Annotated in this window: 17 protein-coding genes and 1 riboswitch; all 17 genes read right to left on the bottom strand. The window is 47.7% G+C overall.

The window, feature by feature from the left end; genetic code table 11:
• Position 1 precedes the first annotated feature (1 nt).
• Positions 2–772, bottom strand: coding sequence for a precorrin-6A reductase (gene cobK, locus M3636_RS17370; RefSeq protein WP_251383352.1), 771 nt, complete (start codon positions 770–772; stop codon positions 2–4).
• Positions 769–2,001, bottom strand: a complete 1,233-nt coding sequence (locus M3636_RS17365) for a sirohydrochlorin chelatase (protein ID WP_251383351.1) — start codon at positions 1,999–2,001, stop codon at positions 769–771. The genes cobK and M3636_RS17365 overlap by 4 nt, the downstream gene beginning before the upstream one ends.
• 163 nt (positions 2,002–2,164) lie before the next feature.
• Positions 2,165–4,096 carry a precorrin-3B C(17)-methyltransferase gene (gene cobJ / locus M3636_RS17360; protein ID WP_251383350.1) on the bottom strand — a complete coding sequence of 644 codons (1,932 nt, stop codon included), beginning with the start codon at positions 4,094–4,096 and terminating at the stop codon, positions 2,165–2,167.
• Between the two features lie 98 nt (positions 4,097–4,194).
• Positions 4,195–4,446, bottom strand: a complete 252-nt coding sequence (locus M3636_RS17355) for a hypothetical protein (RefSeq protein ID WP_145407069.1) — start codon at positions 4,444–4,446, stop codon at positions 4,195–4,197.
• Positions 4,434–4,623, bottom strand: a riboswitch (cobalamin riboswitch). (Overlaps the previous gene by 13 nt.)
• Positions 4,624–4,866: 243 nt before the next feature.
• Complete coding sequence (locus tag M3636_RS17350; protein WP_251383349.1) at positions 4,867–5,691, bottom strand: uroporphyrinogen-III synthase; 825 nt, start codon at positions 5,689–5,691, stop codon at positions 4,867–4,869.
• Between the two features lie 133 nt (positions 5,692–5,824).
• Positions 5,825–7,027 carry a GerAB/ArcD/ProY family transporter gene (locus tag M3636_RS17345; protein WP_251383348.1) on the bottom strand — a complete coding sequence of 401 codons (1,203 nt, stop codon included), beginning with the start codon at positions 7,025–7,027 and terminating at the stop codon, positions 5,825–5,827.
• A gap of 46 nt (positions 7,028–7,073) precedes the next feature.
• Entirely contained in the window at positions 7,074–7,295 is a 222-nt protein-coding gene (locus M3636_RS17340; protein ID WP_128103888.1) for a hypothetical protein, read from the bottom strand.
• Entirely contained in the window at positions 7,288–8,484 is a 1,197-nt protein-coding gene (locus M3636_RS17335) for a Ger(x)C family spore germination protein (RefSeq protein WP_164848805.1), read from the bottom strand. The genes M3636_RS17340 and M3636_RS17335 overlap by 8 nt, the downstream gene beginning before the upstream one ends.
• A 4-nt stretch (positions 8,485–8,488) precedes the next feature.
• A complete protein-coding gene (locus tag M3636_RS17330) occupies positions 8,489–10,072 on the bottom strand; it encodes a spore germination protein (RefSeq protein ID WP_128103890.1) in 1,584 nt (527 codons plus the stop codon).
• Positions 10,073–10,323: 251 nt separating this feature from the next.
• Positions 10,324–10,659 carry a hypothetical protein gene (locus tag M3636_RS17325; protein WP_128103891.1) on the bottom strand — a complete coding sequence of 112 codons (336 nt, stop codon included), beginning with the start codon at positions 10,657–10,659 and terminating at the stop codon, positions 10,324–10,326.
• Between the two features lie 46 nt (positions 10,660–10,705).
• A complete protein-coding gene (locus M3636_RS17320; protein WP_251383347.1) occupies positions 10,706–11,407 on the bottom strand; it encodes a pirin family protein in 702 nt (233 codons plus the stop codon).
• 255 nt (positions 11,408–11,662) lie between these two features.
• Positions 11,663–12,076: a DoxX family protein gene (locus tag M3636_RS17315; RefSeq protein ID WP_251383346.1), complete on the bottom strand. Its 414-nt coding sequence runs from the start codon at positions 12,074–12,076 to the stop codon at positions 11,663–11,665.
• Between the two features lie 62 nt (positions 12,077–12,138).
• The gene (locus M3636_RS17310) at positions 12,139–12,999 is read right to left on the bottom strand and encodes a M56 family metallopeptidase (protein ID WP_251383345.1); all 861 of its coding nucleotides are present in this window, start codon (positions 12,997–12,999) and stop codon (positions 12,139–12,141) included.
• Between the two features lies 1 nt (position 13,000).
• Entirely contained in the window at positions 13,001–13,417 is a 417-nt protein-coding gene (locus tag M3636_RS17305; RefSeq protein ID WP_251383344.1) for a BlaI/MecI/CopY family transcriptional regulator, read from the bottom strand.
• A 246-nt stretch (positions 13,418–13,663) separates the two neighbouring features.
• Positions 13,664–15,124, bottom strand: a complete 1,461-nt coding sequence (locus M3636_RS17300) for a catalase (protein ID WP_251383343.1) — start codon at positions 15,122–15,124, stop codon at positions 13,664–13,666.
• A 264-nt stretch (positions 15,125–15,388) separates the two neighbouring features.
• Entirely contained in the window at positions 15,389–16,195 is an 807-nt protein-coding gene (locus M3636_RS17295; RefSeq protein ID WP_128103897.1) for a winged helix-turn-helix transcriptional regulator, read from the bottom strand.
• Positions 16,171–16,566, bottom strand: coding sequence for a Fur family transcriptional regulator (locus M3636_RS17290; RefSeq protein ID WP_056701967.1), 396 nt, complete (start codon positions 16,564–16,566; stop codon positions 16,171–16,173). The genes M3636_RS17295 and M3636_RS17290 overlap by 25 nt, the downstream gene beginning before the upstream one ends.
• Positions 16,567–16,755 lie beyond the last annotated feature (189 nt).

Here is a 16,755-nt window from a genome sequence, read left to right as displayed (position 1 = left end):
CTTAAGGCACCAGTACACGGCTCAGCTCACTTAGTACACCATCAAATTCATCAAATACCGTTCCAAACTCCGCCTCAGGGCGTGAGATCAGCACCACATGAATACCCAGTTCTAACGCAGATTGGATTTTCTCATCAACGGCTCCGGTTTTGCCGCTTTCCTTGGTGACCATAACGGTTGTGGCAAAGTGCTTGTACAACGCTTCATTCATCTCACGTGAAAATGGCCCCTGCATCGCAATAATATTGCGCTGTTCCATTCCTAGCTCATTGCATTTCTCCATATTATCGAGACGCGGAAGCATGCGAGCAACGAGACGAATATCCGGATCTCCAAGCAGATGTTTTGTGAAAATTTGCAGTGTCTTGCTGCCCGTCGTTAGCATGACAGCGCCTTTAAGTTCCTTCGCTTTTAACGCCGCTTCATCATAAGAAGAAACTACATGCAACAACGGATGGTCGTCGTAGGCAAGTCCTGTACGCTCGTAACGAATGTATGGAATACCTGCTTGTTTGGCTGCTTCCATTGCATTGGCATGTGCCTCTTCAGCAAATGGATGGCTCGCATCTACGATGGCTCGACTTCCTTGTTTTTGCACCAGTTCTACCATCGCTGGAATCGTCAAACGACCTGTGCGTACCGGCAAACCTGCCTCAGACAGACTATTCGCCGCGCTCTCTGTCACCACAGATGTCAGCACCTCTGTACCTTGCTGCTGAATTTGTAATGCGAGCTCCCGCGCATCGCTTGTCCCACATAACATGAAGATCATGAGCCCTTCACCTGCTCCTCCGCTACAGCAATCTGTGCGTTAGTTGTCGTCTCATCTGCTTCGGCAGGCGAAGGCGCATCAACGTGGTGACCCGTAATAATTTCTTGATCGTGATGAGTATGATGTAACTCGCCATCGTGATCGTGATGGAAATCGGGCGCCAACTTCTGACCAGCGTTATCAATATTCTTCTCGTGTTCCTCTACCGCATGCTGATGCTCATGGTGCTCATGAGTGTGATCGTGAGCATGTCCATGATCGTGTGCGTGATCATGAGTCTCTTCGTGATGATGTGTATGCACATGATCGTGGTGATGATGGTCGTGATGATGATCGTGGTCATGGTGATGATCATGGTCGTGATCGTGGTCGTGGTGATGATGGTGATGTTTCGCCGCTTCCAGTCTGAACTGGCAATTGTCACAGTTGGCAGCTACACGTCCATTTAAGCCTTCATTAGCTCGTTCCAGCACGACTTCCACCAGTTGTGGATGTAGACCGAAATATCCCCCGATCTCCACCTGAACATCCGGATGTGCTGCTGCGAATTCTGCAGTCATCTCATCAATACGTTTAATAAGCACACCTGTGAACAGGAAGTACGGCATCACAATAATTTTTTTGGCTCCAAGCAGAAGGCAACGTTGCAGTCCATCCGGGAAGGAAGGCTGCGTTACACCGATGAAGCTGCTCTCTGCCCACTTGTAGGGCAACTTCTCCCACAACATACGAGTCATTTTGAAAAAGTCACTATTCGCATCAGGGTCACTACTGCCGCGCCCCAGCACCAGGATCGCAGTCTCTTCATCGGTTGCCACCGGTGCAGTCGCTACAGCCGTTCCCCCGCCGGAATTTGCAGATACAGGTTGTGCTTCCTTCAAACGGGTCTGCATAATCTGAATGACCTTCTCGTGCACACCGATCGGACGTCCATAGATGAATTCCACTTGCGGATAACGCGCTTTGGCGCGGTCAATGGCATTTGGAATATCGATTTTGGCATGACCCGCTGCAAACAAAATAATCGGTACAAGCACAACGCGAGTCGCACCCTTTTCTACACATGCCGTTACGCCTTGAGCAATACCCGGTTTAGCCAACTCCAAAAAACAAGTTTCCACAATCGTATTCTCAGGTGCTCTCTCTGCCACCGAGTTTGCAAACTCCATTAACTCCCGGTTTCCCTCAGGATCACGGCTACCATGCCCCACCAGTAATATCGCATTCATCTCCGGTTAATTCCTCCCCAGCCTGATCTTCAGATCTAGGCATCTCATCAAATCGTATTTGTATTCCATTCATCGCACATCGCCAATCGCATGTTTCTGAAAAATAGTCCTTTTTCATAACACACATATAGCCTTGTGAGTTCTTGTGTGTTTGCGCAGAAGACTAGTCACCACAGATCGGATTAACTTCCACCGTAACGGGTGCATCCACATGACGGAAGCCTTGAATCACGCCAACACGTTTGAAAAATTTATGAAAACGCTCATTCGGATGTCCTTTTTCCCGATACTCCGCGACAATCCGTTCCACGATGCCACCAATCTCATCCCCCTTAATGCCTTCAGCCACAGGTTGTGCAGGGTGAGCATTACGTCCAAACTTCTTACCGCCAAGGAACAGGTCATACCCGCCTTTGCGATACACAATTCCGATATCTTCAAGCACCGCACCATAACAAGCCATTCCACAGCCATTAAGGGCAACGCTTGTTTCCTTCGGAGCATTCAATCCGCCAATAACGGCCTGCAAATGATTAGCCATCGGCACAGCATCATCTTTCTCCATATCACAGAAGTCACAAGCCTTCACTTTAATGACATCACCGATCGGCACTACGATAAAATTGGCTGCGCGCAGCTCGTCTACCAGCTGATCAGGCTCAAAGGTTGGCACGCGCAATATAATCTGGTGCTCTGGTGTATACTCCAGCTCCCCATCCTCACTCGCGCACTGTGCGAGCAATGCCATCTGCGCGGCAGTGAACTTCTTGTTGCCGACGCCAGGCGATACGCCAACTTCGAACAGCGGCGGCTTCTGCCCTGGTGCGGGCGCAGTGCGCACCGCCGTTGCGCCTGCGGCCTGCGGTGCATCGCCAGCCACGCCAGGCGCAGCAGGCGCCGCGTCCAGCCAGCGGCGAGCGGACTCGCCCGCGAGGGCACCGCCTACCGCGAGCCGCGTTAGCGCTTCCGCCGCCAGCTCAGCGGCGCCCGCTTGCGGCGAAGCAACCGCTGCGCGCGGCGCGGCTTCTGCCAGCGCTGACGCTGGCCGCTCGCCAGCGAGCACGGCGGTGCCGCCGCCAGCCGGGTGCGATGCCTGCGCAGCAGAGGCTCCTGCACCGGCAGGCGGCTGGCTCTGCGGAGCTGGGCCTGTTCCGGCGCTCACGCCGGGCATGGCTGGCTCCGCCTGGAGCTTCGCGGCTTGCGCTTCGCGAGCCGCGTCCGCGCCCGCTGCCTCACCGGAGGTGGCAGCGCGGGCTTCTCTTGCGCCGAGCGACCATGGCTCGGCTTCGGTGCGAAGTCGCTCATGAGGTCTGAGCGACTGTTCCGTGGTATTCAGCGTATATTTGCGCTGATACCCACGAGGAGTGACCATGAGCCCTTCGTACATCATGGTCGAAGAGTTACCGATGATCACGGTGGTCAGCATCCCGATATCATGGTTAAGCATATCCTCCAGGGTAGTCATAACAACGTCCTGACGATCCCGATAGGCGCTTTTCACCAATCCAACCGGAGTTTGGGGATCACGGTAACGAAGCAGCATTTCCTGAGTCTCGACAATTTGGCGTGTTCTGCGCCCACTGCGCGGGTTATAGAGTGCAATGACAAAGTCCGCTGACGCCGCTGCTTCGACCCGGCGAATAATCGTTTCCCATGGGGTAAGATGATCACTTAAGCTGATCGTACACGCATCATGCATCACCGGTGCACCGAGCAGCGAAGCACAGGAATTAATAGCCGATACGCCTGGAATCACTTCAACGGCAACACCGCTCTCAGGTTTCCATCCCTGCTCCATCAATACTTCGTAGACTAGACCTGCCATACCATATACACCGGCGTCACCACTGGAGATTACCGCAACAATTTTGCCCATTTCGGCCTGTCTAACCGCTTCCTGAGCCCGGCTTACTTCCTCTGTCATCCCCGTCCGCACGATCGCTTGTCCGTTCAACAACGGCCGAATAAGATCGACATACGTGTTGTAGCCGATGATAACCTCGCTCTCCTGAAGCGCCTCAAGTGCACGATTCGTAATATGTTCCATCGCGCCTGGGCCAAATCCGATGACCAGCAACTTACCTTGACCTTGCATCGCTTCTCCTCCTCCATCACCCTAAATAAACCTGCACATTCTACAATTCCGTTTTCAGCGTCTTCTATATAAATATGCTTCATCAAGCAGCGTTTTGTTCAAAAATGGATAAATGCATTCGACCAACAACGATTCTCATAATAATCTCTCAAAATCAAAAAATCCCATCCTACAATCGGATGGGATACGTATGTACGTACACTCAAGAAAACAACCACAAGACATAATGCGAAGAGCACCATCCAGTTGTTGAATACGCCAAATAAAAGGCCTACCAGGCGAACCGTCTGTCCGCCTGTTTCCTGATTATTCGTACACCACTCCTTTCCGCGAAGGGTTTGGTGACACATGCAAGGTAGGTCTCCTGGCTCTGGATCATTAGCTTCTTCTTCTGCCTTCCCCGAATGACGAGTGACATCAACCAAAAAAGAGCTTCACCATTACAGTGGCGGGACCGCTCGGGATTTGCACCCGATTCCCTGTTATCTCTTGCCTGACGCAAGAGCACCTTGCTTGTTTTCATATATGAGCATAATGTGAATAATTTGTTTTTATCATAACATCGCTTCGGAAAAAATGTCCATGTTTAAGATATGAATGTACCAGCTACCTTTCTTCTGTTTTATTCGGAGTTATTCAGGGTGTATCCACTTGAAAACAGCAAAAATCCTGACCCAAAAATGGATCAGGATAACATGTACATTTCTTATGCATGGTACGATCTTTATGCCAAAAGACCGTTTAGTGCACCTATTTTTATCGAGTGTCGCCTAAGCTTTGTCCACGTTTGCGGCAGCATAATAACGTCCTAGCTCCACAATCAGGGCACCCATCTTCTCTTCTTCGGGCACAACAAGTGCCTCAATGCCTTCTTCCCGCATCGCATTCGCCGTAACTTTACCCACAGAAGCAGGAATGACCCCTTCACGAAAGGCTTGCAGCATCTCTTCTAGCTTTCCTTGGGATGTAGCGTATGCCGTCAAAAAGCGAACCTGGGGTCCACTTGTAAAAGCTACCGCATTAACTTCATGGTTCACAATCTCATTCAATAGCAGTTCTAGTTCATGATCCTCTGGAGGGACATGGCGGTAAGGTAGCACTTGTCGAACCTCTGCACCCTGTTCTTGCAGCCAGTTTACCAGCTTTGGTGCTGTCTCACCATGTAGCTGCAATATAACCTTTTTCCCCGCAAGATCATGTGGCTCCAATTCCCGAATTAATCCATCTGTACTGCCATCATCATCCCGAACTAACGGATTCAGCTTACGTTTGCGAAGTGCATTCACCGTCTTGTATCCACGTGCTGCAATGGATGATTCAGATAAGGAGTCCAACAATTGTCCCGCAATCTCCATATCCTCCGCCATATCAAATAGCGCATCCAATCCCATACCCGTAGTCAGTACAGCCCAGTCCGGTGGATCAGAGATCCAGGATACCAGACCGTCGCGAATATTCCGATCATCCAAAAACACCGTTCCCTGTGCAGGTCGCACGAGTGGGACTCCGCCCATTTTCTCTACTAATATAGACATTTCTTTGGATTTGCGTGGTCCTGTAAGTGCTACACGTATGCCTGCCAAATGTTGAGCCATTCCAAGTTCCCCCCAGTTCGTTCAGCCGAACGTTCTTCAGTCTGACTACAGTATACAGGGTAGTTCTGTGGAGGGAAACCTCGTTCATGCCATTTGATGTATACTCAGCTATAACGTTTTTTTATGAATTGGATCAGGAAGGCTGAAGCTCTCCCGCTTGACCATCTGTACCCTCATCACTTTTTTTCTGATCTTTCGAAGTGGATTCTTTTGAATCCGACGTTTGCTTATGTCCTCCACTGCTGCCACTCTGCTTAGCCGCGGAATGTTGTCGATCTTGCTTGCGAGGGTGCAGAAACAGAAATATTAGAATCGGCAACAACACCTCAAACAAAATGGCAACCCACGTCCATTCTCTTGTAAATCGAAAGAGTTGGACTGCATTACGGAAAAACCAGAACGCGCACACAAAACCAAGCAAAGCAATCGGCCCAGTCAACACTTTACCAGACACTTTCGGAATCATTCGTTTCATCCCCCAGCAGATAAAATAGAGATCAAACGCAATTTTCGTAATCATGGTTGGTAGCGTTGCTGCGGCTAGTGCTAGATCGAAACGATCAAGGAAATCACTCACTTGCAGCTGCCTTGCTAATTCATACGAAGGGTATACCAGCCTTGATGCAATAGGAACCCCGATCGATGTGATCGTTTCAACCAAGATCAGCATCATTAAGAGCGCTGCAATCATCACTCCCCAGAACACCGATTTGAAGCGAAAGTCACTACCTTTCACAACAAACGGCAATGCAACCATCTCTCCAAAAAAGGACATGATATACCAACTTCCCTTGCCAACCCCGGCCATATCGATATCAAAATAAGGCATCAGATTATCCAGGTCAATCTGCTGAATAAGCATGAAGGGAACGATGATGGAGTTCACCAGAAATAACGTGATATACAGCTCCGACATTCCGATCAGCGAACCCAGCCCACCCCTCACAATAAAAACGACCATAACCATCAGCGATAGGATGATAATGGATATTGGTGTAGTCTCTAGCAAAGTGATACTAATGTAGTCACCAATTAACCGAATATCTCTGGCGAATACAAAAAGGAAAAACATAATATACAGCAGAGCTGTCACCCGACCCATAAACGGATGTCGTACAACGAGTGATTCAAATAAATCTTGATTCGGAAATCGTCGCTGGACACGGCTCAACATCCAAAGCACAGAAATCATCACCAAAAACACGGGAATATAGGACAGATATGCATGCTGTTCAGCATAATAAATCGCCTGTGCATGCGGCTGTATCAATGTGGTCGTGATGCTAAGCAGCATGACCAGCAGAATCAGTTGACGATGGGTGACTGCCTGATTCATAACATGTCTCCTTTCTTGCGGGAATGATCATCCCGCTCAGAATCGATTAGGGTAATGGCAGCCAGTGTTGAATGAAGTGGGTTAGCCATACCGTAACGAAGAACGTTTTGCTTAAATGGGTGACATAGAAAAAGATCCCTGTACTAAACCCAATGATGGTGTACGATATCCAGCGATTAATCGCTGCCGCCTGCTTCAGATGTTTGAAGTCCATCCAGAGCACAAGAATAACCATGAACAAATAGGTGAAGAGTAGTGGTCTAATCATGAACGATTTCCTCCTCACTAAGCCCGATCGGTTTGTTGACGATGCCTACATTTTCAATGATGATATGTGGTTCAATCACAACGTTCACATCAGGATATACGTCATCCCAACGATCCTTAATCTTGTCCCATTCTTTAGGCAATTGCTGATGAATAGCACGGCCGAGACCAAGGATATCCGCATTGTATTTACTCTGTATGAGTCGTATACCTTCATTAATATCTTTCTTAATCTTGACATGCACTGCCTCGGTAAGCTTCATCATTTCTTCCTCGCGGAGGTCGCCATAATTGGACTCGTTATCCACCAACACTCCCTTAGCGTACATTTTAATCGTCACGTTCACCTTGCCATTCTTAATCTTGGGATCATACGAGGAATTGTTCTCATTCAGCTTCACGAACAGGTTTCCTTTCCCTCGAGGAGCCTTAATCATGATTTCCGGTGCATTCGCTTCGCCCATCGCCAAAATCAGGGCATCCGCGGGTTCCTTATCAATCATGCCTACCAGCTTATCTTTCTTGAAGATTGCTAGCCCATCCAGCTTTATATTGGTTTTGACGTTCTTCCAGCTCTTCGGCACATTATCCACCACGGAAGCAATGGGTAGAAACGGATCTATGCCTTCGCTAAGGATCGCATCGATAAAAATCTTAAGTGAACGAGGTGTACGCATATTTAAAAAGCACAACTCACGCACCATCTCTGAAGGGAACTTCTCAATCGGCGCATCCGTGTCCAACACCTTATAGGCAGCTCCCCTCGTTACAATCGGCATAGCAGATAAACGATTGAGCGGATAACGTGTAAATAAATCCAACATGGGGGCAACGCCCTCGCGAGCCAAATCCTCGCCAATCATTAATGTCCGGCGGTGTGCATAGTAAATCTGACGCGAGAGTGCCTTCTGACCTTTATTGGAAGTTCCCCGTAACGTCTCGGACGTATTGGACAACATGAACCATGGTTTATCACCACTTGTGCCTCCACCGCCTCCTTCACTTCCCGAAGCACCTGATTGTCCGGGTAATGCAATCTGCAGGCTTGTTCGGTATTGCTGTTCTTCTTTATCCACCGCAATTCCAATAACAAAGGCGACATCATTAATTTCTCTCCGATCCCAGCATCCAGTCAAAAGAGTGCACAGCAGCATTATCCCTACCAGTAGATATCTTCGTATGCATACCATGCGTTCACCACCCTTCTTCGGATTCAGGCTTACCATTGATGTTTGTATTCATTCTCTTCTGGTCACGGTGAACAGTAGAAGGACGATTAATCATCCTCCACCAAGGTGCACGCATGATAATATCCTTGGTATCTGTCTTGCTATATGGACTAAGACCTGACAAATACGGAACGCCAAATGAGGTCATCTGTGTCAGATGTACCGAGATTAGAACCAATCCAATGACAATGCCGTACAATCCGAGTGCACCAGCAAGCAGCATGATCGGAAAGCGTAATAATCGAACCGTAATGGCAAAATTGAAGCGGGGAATCGTGAACGATGCAATCCCTGTCATCGAAACGATAATAACCATCGGTGCAGATACAATACCTGCCTGAACGGCTGCCTGCCCGATTACCAATGCACCGAGGATACTGACAGCTTGGCCTACTGTTTTTGGTAACCTGACCCCGGCTTCCCGCAGAGCTTCAAAGGATAGTTCCATGATGAGCGCTTCAACTAAGGCTGGAAAAGGAATGGCCTCCCTCGCGCCAGCAATACTTAGAATTAGAGTTGTTGGTAACATATCCTGATGGAAGGTTGTAATTGCGATATAAAGCGCGGGTAGGAATAGGGCAATGAACACAAATAAAAACCGAATCCAGCGAATGAGGTTACTAATGAAGAACCGCTCATAATAATCCTCGCTCGCCTGAAGCATCTGCCACATCGTAACGGGTCCAATTAAGGCAAATGGACTTCCATCTACGAAAATGGCAAAGCGACCTTCCAGCAAATTACCTGCAACCGTATCTGGTCGTTCAGTGTAATGCATCTGTGGAAATGGGGAATACGGATGATCTTCGATCAGTTCCTCGATATATCCCGTTTCCAAAATGCCATCGATCTTGATCTTGTTGAGACGTTTCTTCACATCCTTAATCATCTTCGGATCTGCAACATCATCCAGATAGGTCAATACAACATTTGTTTTGGTGTCTGTTCCAATGGTCATACTCAACATCTTGAGCGTAGGCGTCTTGAGCTTAAACCGCAGTAGCGCGGTATTTACACGTAGTGTCTCCGTAAATCCTTCCCGTGGGCCGCGAATAACCGATTCTGTCTGAGGCTCCTCGACACCGCGCCGGACACCGCCTTTGACATTGAATAGCCACGCCTCCTTACTGCCGTTAATCAACAGTAGAGCTGAGGATTCAAGTACACCGTCAGCAGCTTCTGCCCACGTTGCCACTTTCTTTACCTGGGACAGAGCCACGCGGGTATCATCTAAGGGAGCTTCGGGTTCATTCGTGCGCTGCTCCACCAAACCACGAATGAGAGGACGCAACATATGCTCCTGAATATCCGTTGAATTTACGATGCCTTCGATATATACAATGACGCCCTGAACCTCTGGTGAGACCATGACATTACGAAAGATCACATCAGAGCAATCCGAGAAAATATCCTTTACCGCCAGCATATGGCTTTCATGTGTAAGACCAATCGGCTGTCGTAAAATGGGTGGGGACGGTAATCCTAATGGAACATGAGTCTTCTCTTTTGCGTCCCGGGAACCGCCTTTACCTGATGTATGATCCGCCATCTACCGTCCCTCCTCTCTTGTTTTTATACAAGGTAGCTTGTGCCAGAAAGAACGGAATTATGTGGCTGATCTAAAACTTTGATAGATCTATGTCCAAGTTGAGAACAGATCGGATATTTATCTAGGGTTCCAATACCTACATACGGAAGCAACAAAAAAGGAACCCTGTGCATACAGGATTCCTGACGTTATTGAAAGTTGTGTCAACTCAGTTTAGAGCACTTTAAACTTATCCGTTCGTTGATACTTGTTTAGTCTGCAAAATAGTCTTCAGGCACGTAACGAATTTCTGAACCCGCATATATGGTCAGTGCATGGCTTTCCTTGTTGTACTCTACCTTGTCCCCTTGGACATAATACCAATGCTTTACCAGGGGCTGATCCTTACGTTGTACAAATCGAAACACATTCAGCTCCTGTCTAAGCTCAAGAATCTGCTCGACTGTCTGCTTGTCTAACCCTGTGACAGTAAAAATAAAGTGGGTTCCATCATGCTGATATCGATAGGACGACGTGTCTGTTTTACTATTCACCAGCCCTCGTCCTGTCACCCCATGTTTAACCATAAACCACTCTTGCTGAGTCATATACGCATCCCCTATTCTTCGAATTTATCCAATCCAGTTCGATTCATTAAGGTAGATCAATCAACATGAAGAAAACATCCTCACTCGCTTGAAGCTCCAACGATGGCGTCTCTTCTATACGAGCGGTATCACCTGTAGACAGGTGAGATTCTCCGTTCAAAGCAAGCTTGCCTTCAATGGCAAAAATGTAACTGCGCCGACCGGCTGCCTGCTGAAAAGATAACGTATCCCCTTTAACCAAACGACTGAGATAAATGGTCATGTCCTGCTGGATGGAAGCAATTCGAGACCCACCCTCTGCAGATACGATTGGAACAAGGTGACCCGTAAGCGCGTCTGGATCAAAAGAAGTCGTCTCATAGGATGGTTTCAGCCCTCTGGTGTGCGGCATAAACCAGAGCTGGAGCAAGCGTACCTCTTCCTGATCTGAAGCATTATGCTCGGTATGGATTACACCACTGCCCGCAGACATCCGTTGAATTCCGCCAAATGATGTGACTGCCACATTACCCAAGTTATCCTCATGACGTAGTTTACCGTTTAATACAATCGACACAATCTCCATGTCACTGTGCGGATGTGCGCCGAAACCACGACCTGGAGCAATGACATCATCGTTGGCTACGCGCATTGGACCAAAGGCTGTGTTCTCAGGATCTTGATATTCTCCAAAAGAAAAGCTGTGACTACCACGTAACCAGCCCCGATCAAAGCTTGAACGGGCATCGGATGGAATAAGGTTAATCATGGAGCGCATCCTCCTCAACATTCTTATTTTTTCTTAGTAGCATACTTATTCTCATTGTACCAAAAACCTAGTCCCATCGTCCAAAACAAAAAAAGCCTTGTCTGGCTTAACGTCATTCCCGTAATATTACCCGGAATACCGACAAGCGAGGCAAGGCCAATTTTGACAATGAATATGGAAGATCTTTATTTATACCCTAAACTACTAGGTCATATCAATCTACTTTAACATCTAACTTAGACTCATGAACCTCCGTTATGCACTCACGTTCTGACGTACATTGCTCTGTCTGGATAAGATCTGATCCAATGCCAGGAAGCGGCTACCTGTAAACAGCAAGGTCAACGAACCTGCCAGAAGCATATAGTCTAGTTCGGTTCCGTTCAAGAACGGTGCGCCTACTTTGGCTGTGAACAGCACACCCACCATAATAGCGACAAATGCTGCGGCGAATACACGGGTGCCTAAACCAAGGATCATTGCTGCACCCCCAGCCAGCTCAATGACTGCCACTACCGAGGCGAGGAACCCAGGGACACCAATGCTCTCGAAGAAACCAACCGTACCACTAATCCCACCTTCGAATTTGCTCCAGCCGTGCAGAACAAAGATCAATCCAATCATAATTCTAGAAAAGAACAATCCGATCTCTACGGTTCTTGTATTCATATCCATCATCCTCCTACATATTCATATCGTTTCAAGTGACATCTTCTGCATATATCTCAATCTCACCCAATGGACCAAACAAACAGGACGGAAAGAAACAAGATTACGGTAGCTGATGTCAGCACTGCATAACGCGGCAGAATTAATCTAACATCTTGTTCAGGATCCAGCAGTCTAGATATACGGACATTGACCGACGTATCAGCGAACGACGATTGAGCCGCCATCCCTTTGACATGCCAATGTTCTGGATAGGCACGAATAAGCTTGAGCAAGGCACTGCCAATACCCGCTACATTACCTGTACGTTCAATAGCTTCATTATCGGCCAAAATCTCTCTCACCACATTGTAATGCTTGGACGTATGCTTCAATACAGGCAGGTAAGGCATCATGATGGCAAACACCGATAACAACGTTGTTTTAAGTGGGTCACGGTGCCATAGATGGTGAACCTCATGATATACCACTGCAGTTTCTTCCTCAGTATCAAGCATACTAAGCAGCCCGGTAGATAACACAATATACGGTTTCCAGAGGCCGATCGTAAATGCAACAGGTGATCGCTTGTCCACGATAATAAAGCCGGGGCGTTTCAGATGTTGATACTTTGCCTCGAATTCCCTCGACAGTACCACATTCTCCAGCGTACGAAGCTTCTGGATTGCTGCTCTTGTCTGCATCATCCGATCCAGCAACAACCAACCTGTTCCAGCAAATGTGAGACACACCAACACAAGCAGAACATGTCCTACGGATACCCAGCCTAAGCGGCTCATCCAGTGATTGCATAGCCAGAGTAGATTGAACGGGATATCCCAACCGAAGATTTTGTACATCGCGTACATAAACATCTGCATGAACACAAACAACGGAATGCCAATGCCGACGGTAAACAGTAGCTTCGAGCGAGCTCTCCACATATCAGTCGCTATCCTTTTTCCATTGTTTGATCTTCTGCTCCAGTCGTTCAATCAAACTTGAATCTGCTTCCTCCAATGCATCCAGCATATGATTCAACGCCAGAGCACCGAATTCATCCACCAGTTCATGGGACAGCTCTTTAGATTGGTTGTTCATGAACTCCTCCTTGCTCTGTACCGGCTGGTACAACGACGTTCTGCCCTTCTGTGACTTGCTGAGCAGCCCCTTGTCCACGAGTCGATTCATAACCGTCATCACCGTATTGAAATTAACATCCTTGTCCTTCTCAAGTGCGGCCTGAACCTCGCGGATACTACTTCCCGGACAAGCCCACAAAATATCCATAATCTTCGCTTCCAGCGGACCAAAGAAACGATTTAGTCCACGTTCACCTACTTTAAAATTATTTATTCTCATTTCCGACACCCCTCACACTACCCATTGTAGTGCCCTCAAGTAAGAAGTCAACCTTTATGTCAGCTATTTATTGTAAATGATTTGTAAATATGTTTTCCATTTCAGTGTAATGACCAGAGCAGATATGGCGACTCTGAACCCCAGAAAAGCACGAAGACCAGGCAGTTCCGCAAACGATGCGGTTCTCCCTGGCCTTTATATATGACAATCACATCTTGTGGATATTAATGAGAAAATTAGTTCTTATTACCGATTTTGAGGCGGCATATGAGCCGAAATATCTACGCCAAGTCCTTGAGCTAACCGACCACCGAATTGTCCATCTGCCCGGAAGAAGTGGCATAGTGCACGCATTTGAGTATCTACAGGCACGCCCTTGAGGTCATTCACCAAATTATCTAATAGATGTTGCTGCTCTACAGGAGTAAATGAGCGATACAGCTCCCCTGCCTGCGTGTAATCATCCGTCTTCTCCAGCTTCTCCCGTGTAACCTCACCGTGCAGTGGAGCCCGGCTATCCCTATAGGTAGCATCCTCCTGTGGGCTGCTGCTAGAGCTGTTCGGTTCATAGTTTACCGGGGAAGGATCCTGGTTCACATTCATGAGTCCATCCCGCTGGTGATTACGTACTGGTGCGTACGGGCAATTCACTGGAATTTGCAAATAATTCGGCCCCAGACGATGGCGCTGCGTATCTGGGTAAGAGAACAGACGGCCTTGCAACAATTTATCCTCCGATGGCTCAATGCCTGGTACTAAAGCACTTGGTGAAAATGCAGCTTGCTCTACCTCGGCAAAGAAATTCTGAGGATTACGATTTAATGTCATCGTTCCTACCGTTTGGAATGGAATGACGTCTTCAGGCCATGTTTTGGTTGGATCGAGCGGGTCAAAAGCAAAGTCATCCATTTGCTCTGGTTTTAATAACTGTACCTGCAGCTTCCACTGCGGGTATTGCCCGTTCTTGATATGATCGTGTAAATCCCGAGTCGCATGATTAAAGTCCTGCCCCTGAACCTCGGCAGCCTCCTGACGCGAGAAGCCACGAACGCCTTGGGCAGACTCCCATTTGTATTTTACATAATGAACTTCGCCTTGTGCATTGATCCATTTGAACGCATGCACGCCGAATCCATCCATCTCACGATAATTAGCAGGTGTACCCAGATCAGAGAACAACCAAGTCATCATATGCGTTGACTCTGGGGTAAGGGTCATAAAGTCCCAGTATCTTGCCGGGTCTTGAATATTCGTATCTGGTGCAGGCTTCAACGAATGAACCATATCAGGGAACTTCATCGCATCACGAATAAAAAATACAGGTAGATGATTGCCTACAAGATCATAATTACCTTCTCGTGTGTAGAACTTAACAGCAAATCCACGTGGATCACGAGCCGTCTCTGGTGACCCAGTGCCATGAATAACAGTGGAGAAGCGAACGAGTACATCCGTCTCTGTTCCCGGCTCTTGAAGGAAATCAGCACTCGTATATGCCTTCATGCTCTGCTCCAGTGTAAATACACCATGCGCACCAGCACCTCTAGCATGCACTACACGTTCTGGAATACGTTCACGGTCAAAATGCGCGATCTTCTCCAGCAGGTGATAGTCCTCAAGTAATGTTGGCCCTCTCCTGCCTGCTGTACGGGAATTCTGATTGTCACCTACAGGTGCACCTTGATTGGTTGTCATACGTTCTGTCATCTTGTTTTCCTCCTCATGTTGGTCTCACGCTTGCTCTATGTGCTCTATGATTAAAATCATATTCAACATTTGATCGAATATACATTTAGACTTGATCTAACTGTTAAAATGATTCTAACATGCCTAGGTTGCAGCTTGCATGAGATTTGCATGAGCATAAGATGAGGGTCACATGGCTTTCGCATGAACGAACTTCATGATTGTAGAGGGTGTTCAAAAAAGGTCATTTTGGGGAGACGCCTTATAGGCAAAAAAAAAAGCGGACTAATCCGCTAGGCGGTAGCCCACTCCTCTTACCGTTACAATATATTTAGGGGAAGCTGCGTTATCGCCCAATTTTTTGCGCAAGCTTTTGATATGCACATCAACGACATTACTTCCTCCTGTAAAATCGGTCTCCCAAATATCGCTAAGCATCTCTTCACGGGAAATGACTGCGCCGTTGGCATCGATCAGCTTAAGCAATAGATCATACTCTGTCTTGGTGAGATGAATCCGATCATCATCCCGCTGCACGCTCATCCGCTCCCGATCCAGCCACAGATCCTTGAACCCGATCCGCTGCCCTTCCTTAGGCAAAAATCCACGCTTCGGCACGGCCGGGCTGTTACCGATCATCCGCTGTACTCGATATAAAGCTTCCTGCGGTCTCGCTGGCCAGACCAACAACTCTTCCTGTAGCATCGGCCCGCTAGCATTGCCAATCATTTTCTCCCCTACAAGGTACAAACATGGCGTTGTATTCTCTGCTTCTCGATTCAAACGGCTGCTGATGCCAGCGAAGGCATCAATCGTCCCAGCGACAGATAGGTCATAGACAAGAAGATCAAAATCCAGCCGTTCATGCAAATCTGGTTCCCAGCGATGGAATACCAGCACATCGAAGCAACTATCCGTCAATGCTTTGACCAGTTCGTGAACCTGACCTGGCATAGGGCTAATGAGAATAACACGCCTTGTGATCGGACAAGCTTCTGCCAATGGAGCTGGATCCGTCAGAGCCGGCTTGACCCGAAGTGGTAAACGCCGACCAGACAGGTTGATTTTTACTTGATCCGTTTGTTTTTGCATTCCCCGCAGACACCTCCAAAGACCACATGGGCATGGTCAATTGCATATCCGGTTTCTTCAGCCACCTGCTTCATCCATTGTGCGGGGACCTCCGTCATAACCTCGTCCACCTTACCGCATACTTCACACATAATATGTTGATGGTCATCCATCCGGGCATCGTAGCGACTTGCCGTCTCACCGAGCTTAAGCTCCCGAATCAATTCTTTATCCGTTAAATATCGAAGTGAGTTATATACCGTACCATAGGCTAGATTATAACCTTGCTCTACAAGACGGTTCATCACGTCTGCCGCCGTAGGATGATCCTCTGAATGACGGACTACATCATACACGGCCTGTCGTTGTATAGTCAGATTTAGAGTTCTCACAAGCAATTCTCCTTTATTCATCCATTCTATAGAAAGGCACAGTCATATAAAATATAAATGCTGTGACACATAGAAACATTTTGATTTAGATTAAGTATAAATCTTAATGTATAATGAAGTCAACATGAGTAGGCGTTCAAGAATTAACGTATTTTCTATAATTCCCAGTACTCATATCCACTATTTGGG

The organism is Paenibacillus sp. MER 99-2 (assembly GCF_023714095.1).
Classification (GTDB): domain Bacteria; phylum Bacillota; class Bacilli; order Paenibacillales; family Paenibacillaceae; genus Paenibacillus.
Note: the sequence above shows the minus strand (reverse complement) of the source record. Positions and strands in the feature narration are given on the sequence as shown.

Excerpts from the sequence above, each read along its gene's own strand:
- cobK (WP_251383352.1), bottom strand. The coding sequence starts at position 772 with ATGATCTTCATGTTATGTGGGACAAGCGATGCGCGGGAGCTCGCATTA.
- M3636_RS17365 (WP_251383351.1), bottom strand. The coding sequence starts at position 2,001 with ATGAATGCGATATTACTGGTGGGGCATGGTAGCCGTGATCCTGAGGGA.
- cobJ (WP_251383350.1), bottom strand. The coding sequence starts at position 4,096 with ATGCAAGGTCAAGGTAAGTTGCTGGTCATCGGATTTGGCCCAGGCGCG.
- M3636_RS17355 (WP_145407069.1), bottom strand. The coding sequence starts at position 4,446 with ATGTGTCACCAAACCCTTCGCGGAAAGGAGTGGTGTACGAATAATCAG.
- M3636_RS17350 (WP_251383349.1), bottom strand. The coding sequence starts at position 5,691 with ATGGCTCAACATTTGGCAGGCATACGTGTAGCACTTACAGGACCACGC.
- M3636_RS17345 (WP_251383348.1), bottom strand. The coding sequence starts at position 7,027 with ATGAATCAGGCAGTCACCCATCGTCAACTGATTCTGCTGGTCATGCTG.
- M3636_RS17340 (WP_128103888.1), bottom strand. The coding sequence starts at position 7,295 with ATGATTAGACCACTACTCTTCACCTATTTGTTCATGGTTATTCTTGTG.
- M3636_RS17335 (WP_164848805.1), bottom strand. The coding sequence starts at position 8,484 with ATGGTATGCATACGAAGATATCTACTGGTAGGGATAATGCTGCTGTGC.
- M3636_RS17330 (WP_128103890.1), bottom strand. The coding sequence starts at position 10,072 with ATGGCGGATCATACATCAGGTAAAGGCGGTTCCCGGGACGCAAAAGAG.
- M3636_RS17325 (WP_128103891.1), bottom strand. The coding sequence starts at position 10,659 with ATGACTCAGCAAGAGTGGTTTATGGTTAAACATGGGGTGACAGGACGA.
- M3636_RS17320 (WP_251383347.1), bottom strand. The coding sequence starts at position 11,407 with ATGATTAACCTTATTCCATCCGATGCCCGTTCAAGCTTTGATCGGGGC.
- M3636_RS17315 (WP_251383346.1), bottom strand. The coding sequence starts at position 12,076 with ATGAATACAAGAACCGTAGAGATCGGATTGTTCTTTTCTAGAATTATG.
- M3636_RS17310 (WP_251383345.1), bottom strand. The coding sequence starts at position 12,999 with ATGTGGAGAGCTCGCTCGAAGCTACTGTTTACCGTCGGCATTGGCATT.
- M3636_RS17305 (WP_251383344.1), bottom strand. The coding sequence starts at position 13,417 with ATGAGAATAAATAATTTTAAAGTAGGTGAACGTGGACTAAATCGTTTC.
- M3636_RS17300 (WP_251383343.1), bottom strand. The coding sequence starts at position 15,124 with ATGACAGAACGTATGACAACCAATCAAGGTGCACCTGTAGGTGACAAT.
- M3636_RS17295 (WP_128103897.1), bottom strand. The coding sequence starts at position 16,195 with ATGCAAAAACAAACGGATCAAGTAAAAATCAACCTGTCTGGTCGGCGT.